Here is a 21,875-nt window from a genome sequence, read left to right as displayed (position 1 = left end):
GGCCCTTTCGGCGAAACTATCGATCTAGGATTCGGACATGATGTTGCCGCCGGTACGTCTCGCCCGCGCCCGACGCCGTCTGCTGTCGCTGTTGTCGGCAGTGGTGATGGCCGGTGCCGGTGTCGTGGCTGCCTCCGCGACCGCGCACGGGCAGCCGCCACCACCGCCGCCCGCGGTGCACAACGTCAAGTACACGGTGTTCGCCGAGCAACCGTTCGACGTCGCGATCTACTACCGCGACACCGATCCGCCGAATTGGGCGGACTACAGCCACAATCCGTACGTCTACAGCCCCAAAGCCAAGGCCCGTGTCGGCCCGGACCAACAGTGGGTGCTCGACGTCGTGCTGGCGAACCCCGACGAGTGGGCCATGGTCACCGCGACCAGCGGCCAGTCAACTCAGACGCCCAACATTCACTGCGTGCTCGCGGTGGACGGCGTCGTCGTCGCCACCGACGCGGGACCAAAGGGCGCGCTCTGCTCGATCCGTAACTGGTGATCGGCACCGTCGACATCGGGCGGTTCGCCCTCGAGGCGACGTAGCCACTCCTCACAGAACTGCAGAATCTCGGCGTGCCCGGTGGTCATGCCGAGCGCTTGTTCTACCACCAACGCCTGCGACACGCTCGTCGCGAACATCGTCCAGACCACCGGCGGTACGTCGTTGGACTCGACGCCGTAGCGGGCCAGCGCGGCGGCGATCGCCTTGTTCTGCTCTTCGCGGAACCGTTCGGCAAAGTAGACGATCTCTGCGCGCAGCGCCTTTCGGTGATTGGCGAGCCCCATGAACTCCATCGTCAGCCGGGTCGCCTCCGGCCGGGTGCTGAAGCGCCACAGCGCCCACAGTGGTTTCGGCGACGCCAGGGCGCTCGACAGCACGGCCAGCCCCGCCTCGGCCATGCGGCGGAACACCGCGAGGAACAGATCCTCCATGGTGCGGAAGTAATAGTGCACGAGTTGCGGTTTCAGACCCGCTCTTTCGGCGACCCGGCGGGACGTGACCGCGGCGTATCCCTCTTCGAGCAGCAGCTGCTCGGCAGCGTCGATCAGCACGCCCCGGTTCTTCGCCTCCGGCGCTCCGATCCTTCGCGCCGATGCCATATCACTCCCCCGCTCAGTTCATTCGGGCCCCGACACGCAGATGTTAGACGCCGCAGAGCCCTGTTCCCTTGACCACGACTCTACCGCCATGCTAAGCAGTTGCTCAGCATATTTGGTTTCTCACACGCGTGCACCGCGACAAACCTTGGGTTCCGGGAGGAAACGCTTCACATGACCACCGATTTCGACTCCGTCGACTACTTCACCGATCCCTCGCTGGTGCCCGACCCGCACCCGTACTACGACCACGTGCGCGCGAAGGACCCGGTGTGCTGTCCGATCAACAACGGCGTGCTGGCGGTCACCGGCTGGGAGGCGGCCAACGCCGTCTACAAGGACAGCGAGAACTACTCGTCGTGCGTGGCGGTGATGGGCCCGTTCACCCCGATCCCGTTCGTTCCCGAGGGCGACGACATCGGCCCGCTGATCGAAAAGCACCGCACCGAGATCCCGATGTTCGAGCACATGGTCACGATGGACCCGCCGCTGCACACCGACGCGCGCTCGATCCTTTCGCGGCTGCTTACGCCCAAGCGGCTCAAGGAGAACGAGGACTTCATGTGGCGGCTGGCCGACCGCCACATCGACGAGTTCATCGCCGACGGCAAGTGTGAGTTTCTGGCCGCATACGCCAAGCCGTTTTCGCTTCTGGTGGTTGCCGACCTGCTTGGTGTTCCCGAATCCGACCACGAAGAGTTCCGCGAGGCGTTCGGGGCCGAGCGGCCAGGGACCGCCGTCGGCAACCTCGATCACGAGGTGATCGCCACCAACCCGCTGGCGTGGGCCGACGAGAAGTTCGTGTCCTACATCGAGGAGCGGCGGGAAGCACCCCGCGACGACGTGCTCACCTCGATCGCGACCGCGAAGTACCCCGACGGCTCCACTCCGGAGGTGGACGACGTCGTTCGCACCGCGACGTTCCTGTTCGCCGCCGGCCAGGAGACCACCGCCAAACTGCTCGGTGCCGCGCTGCGGATCCTCGGCGACCGCCCCGACATCCAGCAGCAACTCCGCCAGGACCGCAGCCTGATTCCGGTGTTCATCGAGGAATGCCTGCGGATGGACAGCCCGGTGAAAAGTGTGTTCCGATTGGCCCGCAAGACAACGGCTCTCGGTGACACGCCCGTGCCCGCCGGGACGACGGTGATGGTCAGCCCCGGCGCTGCCAACCGTGATCCGCAGCGGTTCGACGACCCGCACGAGTTCAAGCTGGATCGGCGCAACGTGCGTGAGCACATCGCGTTCAGCCGCGGCATCCACTCGTGCCCCGGAGCCCCGCTGGCGCGGGTGGAGGGCCGGGTTTCGATCGAGCGGATCCTGGACCGGATGGCCGACATCACGATCAGCGAGGACAAGCACGGGCCGATCGACGCGCGGCGGTACGTCTACGAGCCGACGTTCATCCTGCGTGGTCTCACCGAATTGAACATCGAGTTCACGCCCGCGGGCTGAACCGGCCCTTGGTTGACTCTGCGCACAGATCACCCAAATCGCGGGAGTTGCGATCGGTGCGCAGAGTCGGCGACGAGAACTAGGCGTTGCCGCCGTACTCCCATGCGGATCTGCCGTCCCGCCCGACACAGCTGAGGAACAGGCCGTCGGGCGCCTGGGCGACGTCACCGTCGAGCCCCGGACACAGTTGGCCGTCGTTCTTGATCCCGTGCATCTCCGGTGAGCGGAACCAGCGAGGTTCGTATCGCCGCGGTGACCCGCAGAACACCAACCGTCCCCACGACGTCACCCCGAACACGTAGTGGGTGGTGTTGCTGCAGTACGACCCGAGCACGATGTTCGGCGCGATGCCGGGCGTGCAGGACGGTTCGTTGCATTCAGCCGCCGGCGGCGGTGGGGGTGGCTGAGCCGACGCTGACGGTGCAGCGATGACGGTGCCAAGCGTTGCCAAGGCAGCGAGCACTGCGCCGATTGATCGCACGACGCCATTTTCACATGCCCGGCAACGAAATTCTCGCTTTCAGAGAAGACAAATACCGGTGCCACGTTAGGCTGAGGTATGCGTGAAGTCGGTGCATTGGGCCTGGTGTCAGCGGCGGTTGTCGCGAGCGGCGTCGTGATCGGAAGTGTAAGCGCGGCAACGCCGGCGTACGCGTCGAACTTCGGCGTCGAACTCAACGGCACCTACCGGGTGATGTCAGACGGCGAGTGGGCCAGGACCAACGAGGTGTTGATCGACCAGGAGACGGTGATCGAGACCTGGACGGTCTCCAGCGATTGTGTGAGCCCGATCGAATGCGTCGGCACCGTGACGAGTGATCGGGGTTGGACCGGCACGGCCCGGCTCGACGACTTCTGGTACGTCGACCACGACATCCCGAACTGGATCCCGTGTCCGGACGGCACCTTCGCACTGGGCCATCAGAAGTTCATCCTGTGGGGGGTCGACCCCACCACCAACACCCGGCTGACCAAGGACATGAAGACCTTCGGGGGCCGCAACGTGACGAAGGGCGCGAGCGGTGCGTGCGGGGTCAACAAACCCGTCGTCATCGAGCTGCCGGTGCGGATGGAGAAGATCTCCTGATCAGGTCGGCAGCAGGTCTTTCCACGACTTAGGCTGCTGTCCGGCCGCCACGTTCTTCAGCTGCTCCACCCGACCGTCGGGTGTCAGGTAATCACCCGTCTCCGGGTTGTAGGTGGCCACAGCAACCGACGGTCCCGCCGCGGAACCATTGTCCCCGTACGCACTTGGCGTCGCAGGTACCGCCCCGGCTGGGGCCGGTGGCGCCGGAATCGGCGTCCCGTTCACCGAATTGCCGGGCGGAGGTGGCGGCGGCGGAGCGATCGGGGCAGGCTGCCCCACCGGTGTCGAGGGCGTGCCGGGCAGTGACACGGGCGGCTTTCCTTGCGGAACCGCACCCGGCGGCAGCGGCGTGCCCTCGATCGGTGCGTAGATCCGCTCCTGGAAGTCCACCCGGTCATCGACGGGGATGCCCTGCGAGATGAGGTTGGGGTCGATCGGATACGGGCCGGTGTAGTGCTGCCGCAGAGCCAACGGCTGATAGCCCTTGGGGTCGTCGCAGAGCTGCACCGTGGGCGCCCGCTTTCCGGGATGCTCCATGCATGGATAGTTGCGTGCGCCGCGCACGCTGATCGGAGAGTCTTGCGGCAGTTTGCAGTACAACCCGTCGGGGGTGTCGATGGAGGTCAGGTCCTCGGGGTTGCGCCACTGTGACGGCGGAAGGAAGCCGACCGTGCACGCCGGCGGGTCGCCGATGGTCAACGCGAAGTCGCCCGACGGGAGCCCGGTGGGGTTCTTCGTCGGAAGCCCGAACGACTGCTGGGCCGCGATGATCCCCGGGAAGATGACGATCAGCTGTTCCAGTGACGGGTTGTAGGTGACCAGGATCTGGCCCACCGTGGTGAGATTCGCCAGGAGTATCGGCAGCGTCGGCTTCACGTCGGTGAGCAGCTGCGAAACTTCCTGTGCGAAGCCGGGTCCGCGCTGCAGTAGCGCGCGAATTTCCGGATCGTTCTGTTCGAGCTGCTTTGTCACCCCGGACAGGCTGCGCGCCCATGTGCGGATCGAGTCGGCGGTCTCGACCTGTGAATCCAGGAGCGGACCACTGTCATCGATCAGCGCTCGGGTCTGGTCGGAGACGCTGTTGGCGTCACCCGTGACGGTGGCGGCCGAATCGAGCAGCGACTGCAGATCCGGTCCGGCCCCGTTGAACGCCTTGAACGACTCGTCGAGCAGGTCGGAGATGCGATCTCCGGGGATGCTGTCGACCAGGTTGCTCACCTGGTCGAGCATCGGCCCCACTTGTTGGGGGATCGTCGTGTTCTCCACGGTGATCACCGAACCGCTTTGCAGGTACGGGCCGGAGTCGGTGCGGGGGCGCAGGTCCACATACTGCTCGCCGACCGCCGAAACGCTACGGACCTCGGCCTGCAGATCCGCGGGGATTCTCGGCGAAGTATCAAGCGACAGCGTCGCTTCCGCACCGGTTTCGGTCAACGTCACCGACGTGACCTTGCCGATCTGGACGCCTCGGTACGTCACGTTGCCGAAGCGATACAGACCGCCGGCGGCCGGCAGTTCCAGCTTCACGGTCAACCGGCCGATACCGAGCAAGGTCGGCACCTGCATGTAGGCGAACACCATCACGGTGACGCCGACGATGGACGCAATCGTGAAGATGATCAGCTGATTTCGGACGAAACGGGTCAGCATGGTCAGCCACCGCCTCCCGCCGGCGGAGCCGGCAATTCGGCTTGAGCCGGCGGAGCCGGCAATTCGGCTTGAGCCGGCGGAGCCGGCAATTCGGCTTGAGCCGGCGGAGCCGGCAATTCTGCCTGAGCCGGCGCTTCTGCTCCGTACGGGCCCGCGAAGATCTGCGACGACGTGGTGACCGGCGCCGAGGGCAACCACGGAGCGGCGGGCGGCGGCGGCACCACCGGCAGCAGCGGTCCGTTCACCTTCGGCGTGGTCTCCCCCGGCGGCGCACCGGCCGCGGGCGCAAGCCCTTCGGTCGGCGGTGGCGCCACACCGAGCGACATCGGGTTGTACGAGTAGTTCGCCCAGTACGGGTCGCCTGGCGCGGGGATGAGCTTGGCGTTCTCGTCACCCCACCGGGTACCGAGCAACAGCGTCTTCTTCAACCGCGGATAGGTCAGGTCGAACGTCGCGAACAGGTTAATGTAGTCGCCCCGGGTGATCCGGTCGGCGAATGTCGGGCCGTAGGGAAAGGCGGTGGCCCACAACAGCGCAAGGTTCAGATCGGGTCCGATGTCGGCGATCGCGCCGAGCGCCGGACCCAGGTTCTCCAGGTCTTTCACCAGATCGTCACCCGCCTCGTTGACCAGCGTGGTCGCGGTGTCACCGAACGTGCCGAGCTTCTCCAGGGCGGTGGTCAGGTTCGGCCGCTCCTTGATCAGCACGTCGATGGCCGGCGGAATCTCCTTGAGCGCACGGTCGATCACCTCGCGCTGTCCGGCGAAGGTGCCCGCGACACGGTTCAGCTGTTGGATGGTGGCGATGATGTCGTCCCGCTGGGTGTCCAGAACTCCGATGAAGTTGTCCAGTCGGGTGAGCAGTTCGCGGATCTCGGGTTCGCGCCCGGACACCGCGGCGCTGAAATTGTGGATGACGTCACCGATCTGGCCCAGTCCCCCGCCGTTGACCACCATCGACAACGACGACAGCGTGCGTTCGGTGGACGGATAGGTCGACGATTCGCTGAGCGGAATGGTGGCGCCGGGTTGCAGCCGACCGCTGGGTTCTTCGCCCAGTGCCGGGTTGAGCGCCAGGTGCATCGAGCCCAGCAGGCTGGTCTGCCCGACGGTGGCCACCGCATTGGCCGGTATGGCGACGTCGGGTTTCACCGAGATCTCCACGTCGGCATGCCAGTTGTCGACCGTCATCTTGCCGACGCTTCCGACGACGACATCGTCGATCATCACCGGTGAGTTCGACTCCAGCGTGGCGACATTCGCGACCTGCACGTGGTAGGTCACGGCGTCCGCGCCGCGGCCCACGGCTCCCGGCAACGGCAGCGAGTTGATGCCCTGGAAGGAACACCCGGTCAGGGCCATGGCGACGCACGACCCCACGACGGTCAATCGCTTGATCCCGCTGATCATGACGGCGGCGTCCCTTCAGCCGGCAACAGAGGGGCGTTTGGCGGCACAGGTGCAGGCGGCCCGCCGGGCGCCGGGGCCGGCGGCAGCAGCATCCCCTCAACGGTCGTGGGTTGCGCCGGGATATTGGAGATTATTCTTGGCGGGCCCGGTAGCGGCGCACCGGGGTACAACGCCGGCGAGGGCGTCGCGGGCGCGTCACCGTCGGGCATGTACAGCCCGGGTGGGCCGGGCGGATGGGGGCCCCAACCCGGCGGCGGGGGCACATCCCCCATGCCGGTGTAGGCCGACACCGTCGGAGGTGGCTCTGGCGCATCGCCGGGACCCGCACCGCCGGGAGCGAGCTTCGGGTCGGTGTAAATGATGCGGTCGGGGTTGACCGCAGGCCGCAGGTACGCGTTGATCGGCAACGGAATCTGGTTGACGTTGAGCAGTCGCATCGCCGGCCCGAGGTAGTTCGCGCACAGCTTCGCCGTCTCGGGTCCGGTGGTGTTCGCCACGGCGCCGATCATGCTGCAGAAGAACAGGACCGGGCTCGAGAAGTTGGTGAGCGAGAACGCTCCGGTCACCGCACCGCCGTTCGGATAGTAGATGTTCTGGAAGTTGGCGATCGCGTTCGGCGTGATGTGCAGGACGTTCTTGAGATCGGTCTCATGGTCGACGAGTATCTGGGTGAGGCTGGCCAGCCGCTGAACCTGTTCGGAGGTTTGGGCGCGGCTGCCCTCGACGAACCGCTGCACTTCGCCCATCGCCACCGACAGTTGGGAGACCGCGGCGTCCAGATCGGATCTGCTGTCGTCGAGCACGCTGCTCAGCGTGGCCAGCCGGTTCTCGAACAGCACGATCTGCTGCTTGCTGTCGCGGAGGGCGCCGACAAACACTTGCAGGTTCTTGATGATGTCGACGATGTTGCCGCTGCCTTCGGCGAAAATCCGTGCGGCGCCGGACAGTTGAGCCAACGTTTGGCGCAGCTTCTCGCCGTTGCCCTCACCGAGGGCGTTCGCCGCGCTGTCGATGAACCGCGACACAGACGTGTCCGACATCCCCTTTTCGGGTCCCAGTTCGGTTGCCAGGCGCATCAACTGGGTTTTGACCTCGTCCCATTCGACCGGGACGGCCGTGCGGTCACTGGGAATGACCGCCCCGTCAGCCATCTTCGGCCCGTCCCCGTTGCGGTAGGCCGGTGTCAGCTGGACGTAGCGGGCGGCGACGAGGTTCTGCGCGACGATCACGGCCTTGGCGTCGGCCGGCACGGGCACGTCGCGGTCGACCTTGAGGGTCATCTTGGTCTGGGTACCTTCGGGCTTGATCGCCTCGATGGTGCCGACCGCCACGCCCGAGACCCGTACCTCGTCGCCGGGGTAGATGGCGGTAGCGGTCGGGAAGTAGGCCGTGATGGTGTACGGGCCGAAGAACACCTGACGGACGAGGTAGCCCGCACCGGCGACCAGCCCGATGGCCAGCAGGATCGCCGTGCCGGCCACCAGCCGCTTACGGGTTGCCATCATTGGGAAGGTCTCCTGGCTGGGGAATGCTGTTGACGGGGAACGGGATCTCCGCACGTGGCCCGGCGTTGTCCGGCGGCTGGCCGGCATCGACGCCGCGTCGGAAGCCGAAGGCATAGTCGAGGAAAGGCTGGAGCAGCTGCGGCGGCAGCGGGATCATGTTGGGCACCAACGCGTTGTAGTAGGCGCCGTTGGACACGATTTCGCCTTGGGTCAGATAGTATTTGGCGGCGCCGGGCAACATCTTGGCCAGGTTGTCGCGGTTCTTCTCCAGCATCGCGGTCACGACGTTGAGCTGTTCCAGCGTCGGGGCCAACTGCTCCTCGTTGTCGGCGACAACGCCTTGCAGTTCGTTTGACACCGCCGCGGTGTTGGCGAGCAGCCTGGTGATCGCGTAGCGGCGCTCGTTGACGACTGCGAGCAGATCGTTGGCGTTGAGGATCAGCGCGTTCACCTGCTGGCTGCGTTCGGAGAAGATCCCCGTCACATCGCCTGCGGTCTTCAACAGCTCGGCCAGGCTGTCGTTGCGGTTGTTGAGCGACTGTGACAGTCGGCTCAAGCCGTCGAACGTCGGGCCCAGTTGCGGGGCCATCTGGTCGAGCGTCTCGGCCAACGTGTCCAGTGACTGGTTGAGCGATTCGGTGTCTGTTCCCGCGGTGTTCGCGGTCAGCTCACTGACCGCGTCGGTCAACGAGTACGGCGCGGAGGTGCGCGTGGTCGGAATGACCTCGCGGCGGTCCAACGTGCCGCTGCCGCTGGAATCCAGCGCCAGCACCCGCTCGCCGAGCAGGGTACCGGTACGGATGTGCGCGGTGGTGTCCGAGCCGAGCGCGTAGCGGCCGTCGATGGTGAAACCGACCAGCGCGTCACCGTTTTCGAGTTCGATTGACGAGACCGACCCGACCTTGATGCCGGACACCGTGACGTCGTTGCCGACGGTGAGACCACCGGCCTCGGTGAACAACGCTTGGTACCGCAGGGAGGTGGCCCATTGGTACAGCCGCTCCGGTTGTAGCCCCACGGCGATGACGAGGATGATCAGGACGACGCCGATGAAGCCGGCCCTGATGAGTTGGGATCCGCGGTACTTCTGCATCTACTTGTCCACGCACCTTCCCTGCTCTTGCTTGACCCAGGGGAAGACCACTGTTTCTCCCTCGAGAGAACTCGCGCGGAACGTGACCCCGCAGATGTAGTACGGGAAAAACGCACCGTAGGAGCCGACCCGCGCGAGCTTGCGGTAGATCTCGGGTAGCCGCTGGATGGTGGCATCCAGGCGGGGCAGGTCGTTGTTGACCAGCGGAGCGAGCCGATCCAGCGAATCGACGGTGCCTGCAAGGGGTTCACGTGATCGGCCGAGCAGGTCTGCCAGCGACGCGGTGCCGCTGTCCAACGAGTCGATGGCCGTGGCGATGGGATCACGGTCTGAAGACAGCCCGCTGACCAACTGCTCGATTCGGTCGATCGCCCCGGAGAACTCCTCACCGTCTTGTGCCACGGTGTCCAGCACGGCCCGCAACTCGTCGATCAACTGCTCGATGACCGCGTTGTTATCGGCCAGCGAGTTGGTGAACGACGAGGTCTTGGAGAACAGCGATTCCAGCGTGCCGCCCTGGCCCTGCAGGATCTGCACCAGCGAGCCGGTCAGCGCGTTCACGTCCTGCGGGTTAAGGCCCTGGATAACGGGTTTGAGACCGCCGAGCAGCAGGTCGAGGTCGAGCGCAGACGCCGTCCGGTCCTGCGGAATCTGGCCGCCGGCAGGCAGGATCGTCGCCGCGCCCGGGGTGTCGACGAGTTCGAGGTAGCGGTCGCCGACCAGGTTCAGGTAGCGGATCGCTGCCTTGGTGTTCGTCGTCAGTTTGGTGTTGCGGTCGGCGTCGAACGAGACGAGAACCTTCTTGTCGTCCTGCAGGGACACGCTTCGCACGGTGCCGACCCGGACGCCGGCGATGCGCACGGTGTCCCCTTTTTCCAGCCGGGAGGCATCGGTAAAAACGGCCGAATACTCCTCGGTCGCGCCGGTTCTCGACTCGCTGAACACGACGAACAGAAACGCCGTCAGCAGCGCCATGACGACACCGAACGTCGTGAACTTGATCAGCGTGGCCATTGATCGCGTCATCCCGGCTGTCCGATCTGGGGGGTGTTTCGCGGCGGGCCGTCAAGCGGCCCGAACAACCAGTTCTTGAGGCCTTCGGAGTTCAGCACGATGCCCGAGCTTCCGTACTGGGCGGGGTTGGCGCCGACATCTCCGACCACCAACGGCGGCACGAAGTTCGCCGGCAGTTCTGGGAGGCCAAGCTCGTCACAGAAGTCGGCGCCACCGCTGCTGGCGGCGACCTTCGGCAGGTCTCGGGGGTAGCGGTAACGCTCGACGCCGAGGGTGAGGCCGGCGTTGACGAGGACACCCGAATACTGCGGCGGGGATTTCGCGAACGGGACCAGCCCGCCGATGCCGCACCGCACCGACGCCCGGTAGTCGTTGAGCAAGGTGGTGGTGGGCACGAGCAGGTGGATCACGTCGGTGAGGGCCTCGGTGTTGGTACCGATGACGTCGTTGCCGATATCGGCCAGACCGATTGTGCTGATGAGGAATTCGTCGAGATTCTGTTGTTCGTCGACGATGGAATTGCTCACCGCGGTGGTGCTCTGGATCGTCGAGAGCAGATCGGGCGCCGCATCGCCGTAGGCCTCGAGGGTGGGAACAGCGGCCTCGATGTCGTGAGCCAGGTTCGGCAGGCTCGGTTCGATCTTGGCCAACAGCGCGTTGAAGTCGACGAGTGTCTGGCCGATCTTCTGCCCGCGACCGTTGAAGGCGGTGGAGATCGCGCCGAGTGTCTCATTGAGCTTGGCCGGGTCGATCTTGTCGAGCACCGTAACCAGCTGCTGGAACACGGTATTGACTTCGACCATGACGTGCTGGCCCTGCAGCACCTGTCCGGCTCTCAGCGTTTCCCGCGACGGCGCTTTGGGGGCTTCCAGTTGCACGAACTTCGCGCCGAACAACGTCGACGACGCGATCTCGACGTTGACGTTCTCCGGGATGAGATGCAGTTGCGATGGGTCCATGTCCAAGGTCAACTCGGCGGTGCCGTCGGCGCGCTCGGCGATGGACTTGACGCTGCCGACCTGCACCCCACGCATCTTGACCTTGGCGTCGGGGTTCATGACCAGGCCGGCGCGTTCGGAGATGACGGTGATGGGCACGGTTTTGGTGAAGTCGCCGCGGAACAAGGTGATGGCCAGGGTCACGATCAAGGCGATCGCGATGATCATGGCCAGCCCGGTCAGCGGGCGTAGTGCACCAGATTTCATGGATGACGCCCTTTAGCCTGAGAGGTTGAAGTTGCCGTTGGAGCCATACACCGACAGCGACACCAACAGCGTCACCGAAACCACCACCACCAAACTGGTGCGCACCGCGTTACCCACCGCCACCCCCACCCCCGAAGGGCCCCCGGTGGCGAAATAACCGAAGTAAGTGTGGATCAACAAAATCGTGATCGCCATCAACACCGCCTGCAGAAACGACCACAACAAATCGATCGGATTCAAAAACGTGTCGAAATAATGGTCATAGAGCCCACCGGACTGCCCGAACAACACCACCGTGGTGAACTGCGACGCCACAAACGACAAGATCACCGCGATCGAATACAACGGCGTGATCGCCAACATCCCGGCCACAATCCGAGTACTGACCAGGTACTCGACCGGGCGGATCGCCATCGACTCCAACGCATCAATCTCCTCATTGATCCGCATCGCCCCCAACTGCGCAGTCACCCCCGCCCCGAACGTGGCCGCCAACCCGATCCCGGCCACCACCGGCGCAGCGATACGCACATTGATAAACGCCGCCAAAAACCCCGTCAACGCCTCGATACCGATATCACCCAACGAGCTATACCCCTGCACCGCCAACGTGCCCCCGGCCGCCAGCGTCAAAAACCCCACAATGGCCACCGTGCCACCGATCATCGCCAACGTGCCCGCACCCATCGAGATCTCAGCGATCAACCGCACGATCTCCTTACGGAAATGCACACTGGCATGCGGAATACCGGCCAACGCCCGCACATAAAACAACAAATGATCACCGACACGACCCAACACATCCACCGGCCGGCGCACCGAACGCGTCAACCGCGGATAGGTGGAACGCAAAATCGTCATCGTGCCCATCAGCGGCCCCGCTACCCCGCCGTCATCCGGATACCAATCGCGGTGACCACCACATTGATCACAAACAACGACATAAACGCATACACCACCGTCTCATTGACCGCATTACCCACCGCCTTGGCCCCACCACCCGAAATCGTCAACCCCCGATAACAGGCCACCAACCCCGCGATCAACCCGAACAACGCCGCCTTCACACACGAAATAATCACCTCAGGCACCCCGGTCAACAACGTGATCCCCGCCGCGAACGCCCCCGGATTCACATCCTGAATGAACACCGAAAACATATATCCACCCAAAATGCCGATCACCACAACAAAACTGTTGAGCAACAACGCCACCAAACCCGAAGCCAACATCCGCGGCGTCACCAACCGCTGCACCGGATCAATACCCAACACCTCCATCGCATCGATCTCCTCACGAATCGTGCGCGACCCCAAATCCGCACAAATCGCCGTCGACCCCGCCCCCGCCACAATCAACACCGTCACAATCGGACCCACCTGCGTCACCGCCCCAAACGCAGCACCAGCCCCCGACAAATCCGCCGCACCCAACTCCCGCAACAAAATATTGAGCGTGAAACTAATCAACACCGTGAACGGAATCGCCACCAACAACGTCGGCGCCAACGCCACCCGCGCAATAAACCAACACTGCTCCAAAAACTCCCGCCACTGAAACGGCCGCCGAAACACAAACCGCACCGCATCAGCCGACATCGCAAACAACCCACCCACAGCCGCCATCGGCCCCGCCAAATCACGCACCCGCGGCAACCCCACCGCCCACCGCTCCGGGCCCTTAACAGCCACTACCGGCTCCCTCCAGGATCGTGACGGCAGATACGGCCGTCGGGCCACCGATATTGTGCGCCAAAGCGATTCGCGCCCCGTCCACCTGGTTGACCGCCTCTCCACGGAGTTGTTGAAACAACTCAACGCATTGCGCGACGCCGGTGGCTCCTGGCGGATGACCCTTGGCCTTCAGCCCGCCGCTGGGGTTGACCGGCAGCGCGCCGCCAACACTGGTGACTTCGGTCTCGATGAGCTTGTAGCCGCCGAAACGCTCTGCGAAGCCCAGATCTTCATAGCTGATCAACTCGATGCCTGTAAAGAAATCGTGAACTTCGGCCACATCGACATCGGCAGGTGTCAGGCCGGCCATGGTGAATGCCCGCTTGGCCGCCCGGACGGTTGCCGGAAATGTCGTCATGTCCGGTTTGTGTTGATGCATCACCGAATCCAGGCCCAGGCCTACTCCCCGGACCCACACCGGCCGGTCGGTGAAGCGGTCGACCATGTCCTCGGCGGCCAGGATGAGCGCGGCGGCGCCGTCGCTTTGCGGAGCGCAGTCATACAGCCCGAAGGGAGTGACGATCACCGGCGCATCCAGCGCCTGCTCAACGGTGATCTCGAACCGCAACCGCGCCTTGGGGTTGTTGACGCCGTGGTGGTGGTTCTTTACCGCGACCATGGCGAGGTGTTCGCGGGTGGCAGGCGACTCGTGCAGGTAGCGACGAACATGCAGCGCGAATCCGGCGGGCGAGACCAGACCGAGTGGGTAATCCCACGCCATGTCACGGGCCATCGCCTCCCACTGCCACACCATGTCGGCCGAAGTGGTGTCGCGCAGCTTGTCGGCACCCATGACCAGGACGACGTCGAAAGCTCCTGAGGCCACGCCGAATAACGCGTTGCGCACGGCGTCATTGCCTGTGGCGCACGAGTTTTCCACCCGGGTGACCGGCAGGTCGGGCAGCCCGAGCGTGTCGGCGAGGATTCCGGCGGGAAACCCGTCGGCGGTGCCCATCGCACCGAACCACGCCGCCTGCAGGTCCTGCCTGGCCAAGCCCTTGTCCACGCTGGCCGCGCACTCGGCGTATGCCATCGGCAGCAGGTCTTTCATACCGAGGGCGAAGTGCTCGCCGAAGGCCGTCATTCCGGCGCCGACGATTCCGACCCTTCTCATGCCTCGGCTCCCGCTCGTCCCCTGCCCTCCGGGCGTGGGCCCACCGGTCCTCGCTCCGCTGTGATCCTCACGCGCGTTGGCCTTCGGGTCCTCACGCCGCGACCCGCTCGGGCTCGAACATGTAACCGTAATCGGGCACGCCGGAGCGTACCGCCACGCGGCGCAACGCCAGCCGGCCGCGCGCGCCGATGTCGACCGTGCCCGGCGCCGCTCCAGTCACCTTGACCAGTGCGCGGACCCCGACGCCGTCGAGTTCGACGATCACCAGTGAATAGGGGGTGCGCAGACCGGGCACCGGCATCTGCACGGTCGTCTCCGTGTACACCGTTCCGGTCCGGGGCAGGGGAACCAGTTCGTAGCCGGTGGACAGCGCACCGTCGTCCGCCAGCCGGTAGCGCGGCGGGAAGTCCAGTACGTCGCTGCCGGCGAACCTTCCGGCTTCCCACCGGGTCTTGGCCTCGAAGGCCCGCTCGTATGCGGCCAGCGAGATCGGCAGGTCCGCGCCTGCGACGTACTGGCCGTCGGGCATTGGCCGCGGGTCGGGCTCGCGGCGGTTCAGTTCGGCCACCCCGCCGGTGACCGTGATGCCCGAGAGCGTGGCTTGTTCGACCGCCACCAACGGGCCCGTCGTGTCGCGTTCGACCATCCCGGCGAGTGCGAACAAACTCGAACTCGCCCCGGTGGTTGGCAGTTCCGGCGGATCGCCGATGCTCAACTCCACCGCGCGCGGGTGATCCACCCCAGCCACCGCGACCGGGGTGTCCAGCCAGGCGGCTTCCAGCGAGGCGACGAGCCCGCGCTCGTGCAGCAACCGGGGGTCGCCGTAGTCGTGCACGTCACCGGTCGCGTTGCGGGTGCGCACCGGGAGGCTTCGCGCGATGCGCGCGGCGGTGCGGAACTGCAGGCCGCGCTCGGCGGTCAGCACGGCCGCGGCACCGGCGGGTTCCAGGTCGCTGCCGATGATCAGTGTCCGTGGCCGCGCCGAGCTCAGCGCGTCGACGGTCGCAGGCGCGCCGCCGAGCCGTTCGTCGACCTCCAACTCCGGATCCAGGCCCAGGCCCGCCAGCAGTACGGCGGCGCTGCTGCTCTCCAACATCGGCATGTTGCGGCTGACCAACACCACCCGCTCAACTGCGCCACTTGCCAGCAACGCCGCCCGGCCCGCCTCGACCGCGAGCGTGATGACATCCTCGTCGTCGCCGGGCACCCGCCGCGTCGGGGTACCCCAACACGGCAGATAGGTGCCTATCGAAGCGACACGTGGCATCTGATGGCTCCAGAACCTTTCAGCAACCTAGGTGACGGCGCCGGCCGTCTTGAGTTCGATGATGCGATCCCAATCCAATCCGAGTTCCAGCAAGATTTCGTCAGTTTGCTCTGCAAAACCGGGCGCGGGGCCGGTTTCTGGCGCCTTGACATCAAATTGCACCGGGTTCGCGACGAGTTCGAGTTCGCCCGCCGGCACCAGGTACTCGTTCGCGCGGATCTGGGCGTCCTCGGCTGCTTGCAGGGTGTCCTGCACCGGAGCCCACGGCCCGAGCAGCGTCGCGAACCGCTCGCTCCACTCGGCGAGCGGGCGCTTGGCCATCGCCTCCTTGAGGATCTCCGCGGCGGCCTCGGTGTTCTCGGCGATCGACTCGGCGGTGGCGAAGCGCGGATCGTCGATGAGTTCCTCGAGGTCCATATGCCGGCACACGTCGGCCCAGAACTTGGTGGGCTGCATCATCACGAAAGAGATGTAGCGGTCGTCGGCCGTCGGATACAGCCCGACGAGCGGGTTGATCGGCGAGCCGTGCACGCCGGGCGGAAACGCCTCCATGCGCTGGCCGAGATGCTTGGTCAGCGCGACGGTGTGGCCCAACGACCACAGCCCGCTGCCGAGCAGCGAGACGTCGACGACGGACGCCTCGCCGGTCCGTTCCCGCTTGAGCAGCGCCGCGGCGATCCCACCGGCGAGGTTGGTCCCAGAAATGGTGTCGCCGTACGCCGGTCCCGGTGGGCCGACCATGCCCGGTGTGCCCGGCGGCGTGATCGTGGCGGCGGTGCCCGCGCGGCACCAGAAGGCGGTCATGTCGTATCCGCCCTTGACCGACTCCTCACCGCGTGGGCCCAGCGCGCTGCCTCGCGCATAGATGATCGTGGGGTTCACCGCGCGAATGTCGTCGACGTCGATGCCGAACTTCTGCCGGTGCGCGGGCAGGAAGCTGGTCAAAAAGACATCGGCGCGTCGCGCGAGGTCCAGCAGGACTTCTCGGCCCTGCAGCACCGACATGTCCAGTCCGATGCTGCGCTTGCCCCGGTTGGCGTGTTCGATGTTGGGGTTGGGGTCACCTTCGACTCGCAGCAGCCCGGTCTGGCGCAGACCGCGTTGCGGATCTCCGGTCACGGCGTGCTCGACCTTGATGACGTCGGCGCCCCATTCGCGCAGCACGGCACCCGCCGACGGCACGAAGCCGTACATGGCGACCTCGAGGACCCGGATTCCCTCCAGCGGCTTGCTCACTGCTGTCCTTTCTTCGCGCGAGCGCTCATCAGCGGCCCACCACCGTCGCGAACGTCTTGGATTCCAAGAACTCCTCCAACCCCGCGGTGCCCATCTCGCGCCCGATACCTGACTGCTTGTAGCCGCCGAACGGGCTGTCGGGGCTGAAGTAGTTACCGCCGTTGATGGAGAAGGTGCCGGTGCGGATGCGACGGGCCAGCGTCAGCGCCCGATCCTGGCTGCCGAACACCGCTCCGGACAACCCGTAGATGGAGTTGTTGGCGATGCGCACCGCGTCGTCGTCGTCCTCGTAGGCGATGACGACCAGCACGGGGCCGAAGACCTCTTCCTGGGCGATCTCGCTGTCGGGGTCGACATCGGTCAACAGGGTCGGGGTGTAGAAGTATCCGGGATCGATCTTCTCGCCGCCGGTCACCAGCGTGGCGCCGGCATCGACGGCGCGCCTGACCATGCCGTCGACCTTGTCGCGCTGCTTGTCGCTGATCAGCGGACCCATATAGGTGGCCGGGTCGGCCGGGTCGCCGTAGCGCACCATCGCGAAGTTGGTCTTGACGAGTTCGACGATCTCGTCGTGGTGCTTACGCGGAACCAGCAGCCGCGACGTCAGCGCGCAGCCCTGCCCGGCGTGGCTGACCATACTGAAGGCACTGAACAGGGCGGCGGTGGCGAAGTCGGCGTCGTCGAGCACGATCGCGGCCGATTTACCGCCCAGTTCCAAGAAGACGCGTTTGAGGGTGTCGCTGGCCGCCGCCATGATCCGTCGGCCGGTCGGGGTGGAACCGGTGAATGTCACCATGTCGACGTCGGCGCTGGTGGTCAGCGCCGCGCCCACCTCGGGGTCGGCTCCGCTGAGCACGTTGACGACGCCGGCGGGGATGTCGGTGTGGTTGGCGATCAGCTCGCCGAGCGCCAGGGTGATCAGCGGGGTGTCCGGGGCCGACTTGAGCACCACGGTGCAACCGGCGGCGAGCGCGGGCCCCAGCTTGGCCAGCGCCAGCTGGTTGGGGTAGTTGTAGGCGATGATCGCCGCCACCACACCGGCGGCTTCCTTTTCCACCCAGCGGTGATGTTGCATGCCGCGGCTCTCGATGTTGCCGAGGTCTTCGGTCATCGGATAGCTCTTCAGCAGATCGGCGTAGTACCCCACGATCGCGATCGGCTGGTCGAGTTGGGCACCCGCGCACAGCGTCGGCGTCGCACCGACTTCGGCGATCGTGAGTTCGGCGAGCTCATCGCGATGCTCGACGAGCGCGTGATGGAACTGTTCGAGGCACCTGATACGCAGCTGCGTATCCGTCGCCCAGTTGGTTTCATCGAACGCGCGGCGTGCCGCGGCCACCGCCGCATGGGCGTCGGCGACGGTGGCGTCGGGGGCGTGCCCGAGCACCTGGCCGGTGGCCGGGTTGATAGAGGGAAACGTCCGCGACGGCTCGAGCAGCCGCCCGTCGATCAACATGCGCCGGTCGACCTCGACCGCGGCGGTGTCCGCCGACCGGTTGGCCATGGAGATCGTGGTCGCTTCCTGCATTGTTCTCCTCAACACACGTCCCATCTGGCGCAATGTGATGGAAACTTCATTCTCATCCCCGGCGAATCATACATTCGCGACAAGAGAACTCAAGGAAATGACCGGAATCGCCCCTGCCTGCGATTAATGGTGCGACAATCGTCTGCCAAACGTCTCACCAGTGCGAATCTTGATCGGTTAGTGTCTTGCGGGATGCCACGTCCCGAGAGTACGGTTCTCATAATCGGAAGGACGATTCTTGATAGTTGACGCTCGGGCGGTGGCATGAAGAACGCCGTTGTGACCGGTGGTGGTTCGGGCATCGGGCAGGCCGTCGCCCAACGGTTGCGCGCGGACGGCTTGAACGTCGCCACGATCGACATCACCGCATCGAACGCCGAACTCGCCTTCACCGCCGACGTGACCGACCGGGCCCAGATCGACGCCGCGCTCGAGGCGGTGCGCGCCCAACTCGGTCCGGTGACGGTTCTGGTCAACGCCGCCGGGCTGGAAAAATTCAAGCGCTTCACCGACATCGCGTTCGAGGACTGGCAGCGGGTGATCGACGTCAACCTCAACGGCGTCTTCCACTGCGTGCAGGCCGTGCTGCCCGACATGATCGAGGCCGGCTGGGGCCGAATCGTCAACATCTCCTCCTCCAGCACGCATTCGGGCCAGCCCTACATGTCGCCGTATGTGGCGGCCAAGTCGGCGGTCAACGGGCTGACCAAATCCCTGGCGCTGGAGTACGGACCGGCCGGCATCACGGTCAACGCCGTGCCGCCCGGTTTCATCGATACCCCGATGCTGCGCAAATCCGAAGAGCGTGGCTACCTCAAGGTGCAGCAGAGCATCGACACCACACCGGTGCGGCGCATCGGCAGACCCGAGGACATCGCCGCCGCATGCGCATTTCTCGTCTCCGAGGAGGCGGGCTACATCACCGGACAGATCTTGGGCGTCAACGGCGGCCGAAACACCTAACGGCCGATAACGAAAGGACACAAGTAGTGGGACGCGTACAGGGAAAGGTCGCTTTCGTCACCGGCGCGGCGCGCGGGCAGGGCCGCAGCCACGCGGTCCGGCTCGCCGAAGAGGGCGCCGACATCATCGCCGTCGACCTGTGTCAGGACATCCCGACGATCGGCTACCCGATGGCGACGCCCGAGGATCTCGAAGAGACCGGGAAGCTCGTCGAGAAGACCGGCCGTGCCGCGGTGACCGCGCAGGCCGACGTCCGCGAGGCCGGCCAACTGCGTGAGGCGCTGGAACGCGGCATCGCCGAGTTCGGCAAGGTCGACATCGTGGTTGCCCAGGCGGGCGTGGCAGGCATGAAAGGCCAACCGCCGCTTCAGGCCTGGGTCGACGTCATCAACACCAACCTGGTCGGCACCCTCAACGCGATCAACGTGGCGCTGCCGCACCTGACCGAGGGCGCGGCGATCGTGGCGACCGGATCCACCGCAGCGCTGATGGACACCCACCAGAAGAACGATCCCGGCAACGACCCCGGCGGCATGGCCTACGTGCACTCCAAACGTGCGCTGTCGGCATATGTCCACGATCTGGCGACCGAACTGGCCCCGCGCGGCATCCGCGCCAACGTCGTGCATCCGACCAACTGCAACACCGACATGCTGCGCAGCGAACCGATGTACCGGTCGTTTCGGCCTGATCTCGAGAAGCCGACGCTGCAGGACGCCGAGCCGGTGTTCTATGTGCAGCAGGCGATGAAGGTGCCGTGGATCGAGCCGGTCGACATCAGCAACGCCGTGTTGTGGTTGGCCTCCGACGAAGCCCGCTACGTCACCGGCATGCAGGTCCGGGTGGACGCCGGCGGGTACCTCAAGTGGTACGACTACCACAACTAACCGGAGGTCAACGCAGATGAAGGTTTTCGTCGACCCGGCACGGTGCCAGGGCCACACGCTGTGCGCGATGATCGCGCCGGATTCGTTTGTGCTCAGCGATATTGACGGCACCTCATCACCGGTCAACGAAGTGGTTCCGCCGGATCAACAGGAGGCGGTGCGCGAAGCCGCCCAGTCCTGTCCGGAACAGGCCATCACGATCGAAGAGTGACTGAGCAGAACACAGGAGAGCAGACGTGACCGTCGACGACTTGAGCGCCGCCGACAGCGATCGCAAAAAACATCGGTATCACTTCGATCGCCACACGCCGGAATACCGGCTGCAGTTCGAGAAGATCACCGAGGAGATGCAGTCCCGGTGCCCGATCGCGTGGACCGACACCTACAACGGGCACTGGGTCGCCGCCGACAGCAGGTACGTGTTCGAACTGGCCCGCTGTCCGGCGGTGTCCAATCACCACGACATCACCGGTGAGACACCGTTTCAGGGCATCACCATTCCCAAAGCCAGCCGCGCCACCGTGGTGCGCGGCGGCATCCTGGAGATGGACGAGCCCGAGCACAGCATCTACCGCGGCGCGCTCAACCCGTACCTTTCGCCGGCCGCGATCAAGCGCTGGGAGCCGTTCGTCGACGAGATCACCCGCGCGGCGCTCGACGAACACATCGAGAGCGGTCGCATCGACTTCGTCGAGCATCTGGCCAACGTGGTGCCTGCGGTGTTCACGCTGGCGATGATGGGCATCGAACTCAAAAAGTGGAACGTCTACAGCGAGCCCACTCACGCTTCGGTGTACACCCCCGAACACGCCCCCGAACGCGAGAAGATCAACGAGCAGCATCGCGAGATGGGCATCGACATCATCAACAACATGATGGAGATTCGGGAGAACCCGCGGCCCGGACTCGTCAATGCGCTGCTGCAACTGCGCATCGACGGCGAACCCGCGCCCGATATGGAGATCCTGGGCAATCTCGGCCTGGTGATCGGCGGCGGCTTCGACACCACCACCGCGCTTACCGCGCACGCCCTGGAGTGGCTGGGCGAGCATCCCGACGAACGCGAGCGGCTCAGCAAAGAACGCGACACGCTGCTGCACCCTGCCACCGAGGAGTTCCTGCGCTTCTTCACGCCCGCACCCGGCGACGGTCGCACCTTCGCCGAGGACGTCGAGGTGGAAGGTCAGCAGTTCAAGCAATATGAGCGGCTGTGGCTGTCGTGGGCGATGGCCAACCGCGACCCGTCGGTGTTCGACAAGCCCAACGAGATCGTGCTGGATCGAAAAGGCAATCGTCACTTCAGCTTCGGCATCGGTGTGCACCGCTGTGTGGGGTCCAACGTCGCGCGCACCGTGTTCAAGTCGATGTTGACGGCGGTACTCGACCGGATGCCCGACTATGTGTGTGATCCCGCGGGCACCGTGCACTACGAGACGATCGGCGTCATCCAGGGCATGCGTAATCTGCCCGCCACGTTCACCCCGAGCAAGCCGCTGGGCCCCGGACTCGACGAGACTCTCGAGAAGTTGCAACGCATCTGCGATGAACAACAGCTCGCTCGGCCGATCACCGAACGCAAGGAAGCCGCCGTTATCAACTGAAAACTCACCCCAGCCCCCGTCGGGTGGTTT

At 65.3% G+C, this 21,875-nt stretch carries 21 protein-coding genes; 7 read left to right on the top strand and 14 right to left on the bottom strand.

Annotated features, from left to right (window positions below):
- The first annotated feature begins 37 nt into the window (after nt 1-37).
- A complete protein-coding gene (locus K3U96_RS08770; RefSeq protein ID WP_372515068.1) occupies nt 38-499 on the top strand; it encodes an Rv2576c family protein in 462 nt (153 codons plus the stop codon).
- Here K3U96_RS08770 and K3U96_RS08765 read toward each other — a convergent pair.
- Nucleotides 415-1,101 carry a TetR/AcrR family transcriptional regulator gene (locus K3U96_RS08765; protein WP_220692743.1) on the bottom strand — a complete coding sequence of 229 codons (687 nt, stop codon included), beginning with the start codon at nt 1,099-1,101 and terminating at the stop codon, nt 415-417. The genes K3U96_RS08770 and K3U96_RS08765 overlap by 85 nt on opposite strands.
- Nucleotides 1,102-1,272: 171 nt before the next feature.
- Here K3U96_RS08765 and K3U96_RS08760 point away from each other — a divergent pair, with 171 nt between their 5' ends.
- Entirely contained in the window at nt 1,273-2,553 is a 1,281-nt protein-coding gene (locus K3U96_RS08760) for a cytochrome P450 (protein ID WP_220692742.1), read from the top strand.
- A 79-nt stretch (nt 2,554-2,632) separates the two neighbouring features.
- Here the strand turns inward: K3U96_RS08760 and K3U96_RS08755 are convergent, their stop codons facing one another.
- Nucleotides 2,633-3,034, bottom strand: a complete 402-nt coding sequence (locus tag K3U96_RS08755; RefSeq protein ID WP_069403718.1) for a hypothetical protein — start codon at nt 3,032-3,034, stop codon at nt 2,633-2,635.
- Nucleotides 3,035-3,112: 78 nt separating this feature from the next.
- On the opposite strand from K3U96_RS08755, the gene K3U96_RS08750 reads away from it, so the two are divergent.
- Nucleotides 3,113-3,640, top strand: a complete 528-nt coding sequence (locus K3U96_RS08750) for an Rv2253/PknI dimerization domain-containing protein (RefSeq protein WP_220692741.1) — start codon at nt 3,113-3,115, stop codon at nt 3,638-3,640.
- Here K3U96_RS08750 and K3U96_RS08745 read toward each other — a convergent pair whose 3' ends face one another.
- The 12 genes from K3U96_RS08745 to K3U96_RS08690 all read right to left on the bottom strand — a co-directional run bounded on the left by K3U96_RS08745 (nt 3,641) and on the right by K3U96_RS08690 (nt 18,394).
- Complete coding sequence (locus tag K3U96_RS08745) at nt 3,641-5,290, bottom strand: MCE family protein (protein ID WP_220692740.1); 1,650 nt, start codon at nt 5,288-5,290, stop codon at nt 3,641-3,643. It lies immediately after the preceding gene.
- A 2-nt stretch (nt 5,291-5,292) separates the two neighbouring features.
- Complete coding sequence (locus K3U96_RS08740) at nt 5,293-6,699, bottom strand: MCE family protein (protein ID WP_220692739.1); 1,407 nt, start codon at nt 6,697-6,699, stop codon at nt 5,293-5,295.
- Nucleotides 6,696-8,204 (bottom strand): MCE family protein, encoded by a 1,509-nt coding sequence (locus K3U96_RS08735; RefSeq protein ID WP_220692738.1) that lies wholly within the window; start codon nt 8,202-8,204, stop codon nt 6,696-6,698. Before K3U96_RS08735 ends, K3U96_RS08740 begins: the two co-directional genes overlap by 4 nt.
- Complete coding sequence (locus tag K3U96_RS08730) at nt 8,188-9,297, bottom strand: MCE family protein (RefSeq protein WP_220692737.1); 1,110 nt, start codon at nt 9,295-9,297, stop codon at nt 8,188-8,190. Before K3U96_RS08730 ends, K3U96_RS08735 begins: the two co-directional genes overlap by 17 nt.
- Entirely contained in the window at nt 9,298-10,323 is a 1,026-nt protein-coding gene (locus K3U96_RS08725; RefSeq protein WP_220692736.1) for an MCE family protein, read from the bottom strand.
- A complete protein-coding gene (locus K3U96_RS08720; protein ID WP_220692735.1) occupies nt 10,320-11,516 on the bottom strand; it encodes an MCE family protein in 1,197 nt (398 codons plus the stop codon). The genes K3U96_RS08725 and K3U96_RS08720 overlap by 4 nt, the downstream gene beginning before the upstream one ends.
- A gap of 12 nt (nt 11,517-11,528) precedes the next feature.
- Nucleotides 11,529-12,386 carry an MlaE family ABC transporter permease gene (locus K3U96_RS08715; protein ID WP_069403592.1) on the bottom strand — a complete coding sequence of 286 codons (858 nt, stop codon included), beginning with the start codon at nt 12,384-12,386 and terminating at the stop codon, nt 11,529-11,531.
- 11 nt (nt 12,387-12,397) lie between these two features.
- A complete protein-coding gene (locus K3U96_RS08710; RefSeq protein ID WP_220692734.1) occupies nt 12,398-13,207 on the bottom strand; it encodes an MlaE family ABC transporter permease in 810 nt (269 codons plus the stop codon).
- Complete coding sequence (locus tag K3U96_RS08705) at nt 13,197-14,363, bottom strand: thiolase C-terminal domain-containing protein (RefSeq protein WP_220692733.1); 1,167 nt, start codon at nt 14,361-14,363, stop codon at nt 13,197-13,199. Before K3U96_RS08705 ends, K3U96_RS08710 begins: the two co-directional genes overlap by 11 nt.
- Before the next feature lie 91 nt (nt 14,364-14,454).
- On the bottom strand, nt 14,455-15,630 hold the full coding sequence (locus K3U96_RS08700) for an OB-fold domain-containing protein (RefSeq protein WP_220692732.1): 1,176 nt from the start codon (nt 15,628-15,630) through the stop codon (nt 14,455-14,457).
- 27 nt (nt 15,631-15,657) lie between these two features.
- Nucleotides 15,658-16,866 (bottom strand): CaiB/BaiF CoA transferase family protein, encoded by a 1,209-nt coding sequence (locus K3U96_RS08695; protein ID WP_220692731.1) that lies wholly within the window; start codon nt 16,864-16,866, stop codon nt 15,658-15,660.
- A 28-nt stretch (nt 16,867-16,894) separates the two neighbouring features.
- Entirely contained in the window at nt 16,895-18,394 is a 1,500-nt protein-coding gene (locus tag K3U96_RS08690; RefSeq protein ID WP_220692730.1) for an aldehyde dehydrogenase family protein, read from the bottom strand.
- Nucleotides 18,395-18,658: 264 nt separating this feature from the next.
- On the opposite strand from K3U96_RS08690, the gene K3U96_RS08685 reads away from it, so the two are divergent.
- The 4 genes from K3U96_RS08685 to K3U96_RS08670 are packed head-to-tail and all read left to right on the top strand — an operon-like array spanning nt 18,659 to nt 21,845.
- On the top strand, nt 18,659-19,357 hold the full coding sequence (locus tag K3U96_RS08685; protein WP_069407267.1) for an SDR family NAD(P)-dependent oxidoreductase: 699 nt from the start codon (nt 18,659-18,661) through the stop codon (nt 19,355-19,357).
- Between the two features lie 26 nt (nt 19,358-19,383).
- On the top strand, nt 19,384-20,244 hold the full coding sequence (locus K3U96_RS08680) for a mycofactocin-coupled SDR family oxidoreductase (RefSeq protein ID WP_069407266.1): 861 nt from the start codon (nt 19,384-19,386) through the stop codon (nt 20,242-20,244).
- Nucleotides 20,245-20,260: 16 nt separating this feature from the next.
- The gene (locus K3U96_RS08675) at nt 20,261-20,455 is read left to right on the top strand and encodes a ferredoxin (RefSeq protein WP_069407265.1); all 195 of its coding nucleotides are present in this window, start codon (nt 20,261-20,263) and stop codon (nt 20,453-20,455) included.
- Between the two features lie 25 nt (nt 20,456-20,480).
- A complete protein-coding gene (locus K3U96_RS08670; RefSeq protein ID WP_069407264.1) occupies nt 20,481-21,845 on the top strand; it encodes a cytochrome P450 in 1,365 nt (454 codons plus the stop codon).
- The last annotated feature ends 30 nt before the right edge of the window (nt 21,846-21,875 follow it).

The sequence above is a fragment of the Mycolicibacterium holsaticum DSM 44478 = JCM 12374 genome (assembly GCF_019645835.1).
GTDB classification, from domain to species: Bacteria; Actinomycetota; Actinomycetes; order Mycobacteriales; family Mycobacteriaceae; genus Mycobacterium; species Mycobacterium holsaticum.
The sequence above is the reverse complement of the archived record's forward strand: the minus strand, read 5'-3'. Positions and strand labels throughout refer to the sequence as shown.

Coding starts and splice junctions, on each gene's coding strand:
- K3U96_RS08740 (WP_220692739.1), bottom strand. CDS start 6,699: ATGATCAGCGGGATCAAGCGATTGACCGTCGTGGGGTCGTGCGTCGCC.
- K3U96_RS08675 (WP_069407265.1), top strand. CDS start 20,261: ATGAAGGTTTTCGTCGACCCGGCACGGTGCCAGGGCCACACGCTGTGC.
- K3U96_RS08765 (WP_220692743.1), bottom strand. CDS start 1,101: ATGGCATCGGCGCGAAGGATCGGAGCGCCGGAGGCGAAGAACCGGGGC.
- K3U96_RS08735 (WP_220692738.1), bottom strand. CDS start 8,204: ATGATGGCAACCCGTAAGCGGCTGGTGGCCGGCACGGCGATCCTGCTG.
- K3U96_RS08690 (WP_220692730.1), bottom strand. CDS start 18,394: ATGCAGGAAGCGACCACGATCTCCATGGCCAACCGGTCGGCGGACACC.
- K3U96_RS08700 (WP_220692732.1), bottom strand. CDS start 15,630: ATGCCACGTGTCGCTTCGATAGGCACCTATCTGCCGTGTTGGGGTACC.
- K3U96_RS08770 (WP_372515068.1), top strand. CDS start 38: ATGATGTTGCCGCCGGTACGTCTCGCCCGCGCCCGACGCCGTCTGCTG.
- K3U96_RS08750 (WP_220692741.1), top strand. CDS start 3,113: ATGCGTGAAGTCGGTGCATTGGGCCTGGTGTCAGCGGCGGTTGTCGCG.
- K3U96_RS08745 (WP_220692740.1), bottom strand. CDS start 5,290: ATGCTGACCCGTTTCGTCCGAAATCAGCTGATCATCTTCACGATTGCG.
- K3U96_RS08720 (WP_220692735.1), bottom strand. CDS start 11,516: ATGAAATCTGGTGCACTACGCCCGCTGACCGGGCTGGCCATGATCATC.
- K3U96_RS08715 (WP_069403592.1), bottom strand. CDS start 12,386: ATGGGCACGATGACGATTTTGCGTTCCACCTATCCGCGGTTGACGCGT.
- K3U96_RS08760 (WP_220692742.1), top strand. CDS start 1,273: ATGACCACCGATTTCGACTCCGTCGACTACTTCACCGATCCCTCGCTG.
- K3U96_RS08685 (WP_069407267.1), top strand. CDS start 18,659: ATGAAGAACGCCGTTGTGACCGGTGGTGGTTCGGGCATCGGGCAGGCC.
- K3U96_RS08705 (WP_220692733.1), bottom strand. CDS start 14,363: ATGAGAAGGGTCGGAATCGTCGGCGCCGGAATGACGGCCTTCGGCGAG.
- K3U96_RS08725 (WP_220692736.1), bottom strand. CDS start 10,323: ATGACGCGATCAATGGCCACGCTGATCAAGTTCACGACGTTCGGTGTC.
- K3U96_RS08730 (WP_220692737.1), bottom strand. CDS start 9,297: ATGCAGAAGTACCGCGGATCCCAACTCATCAGGGCCGGCTTCATCGGC.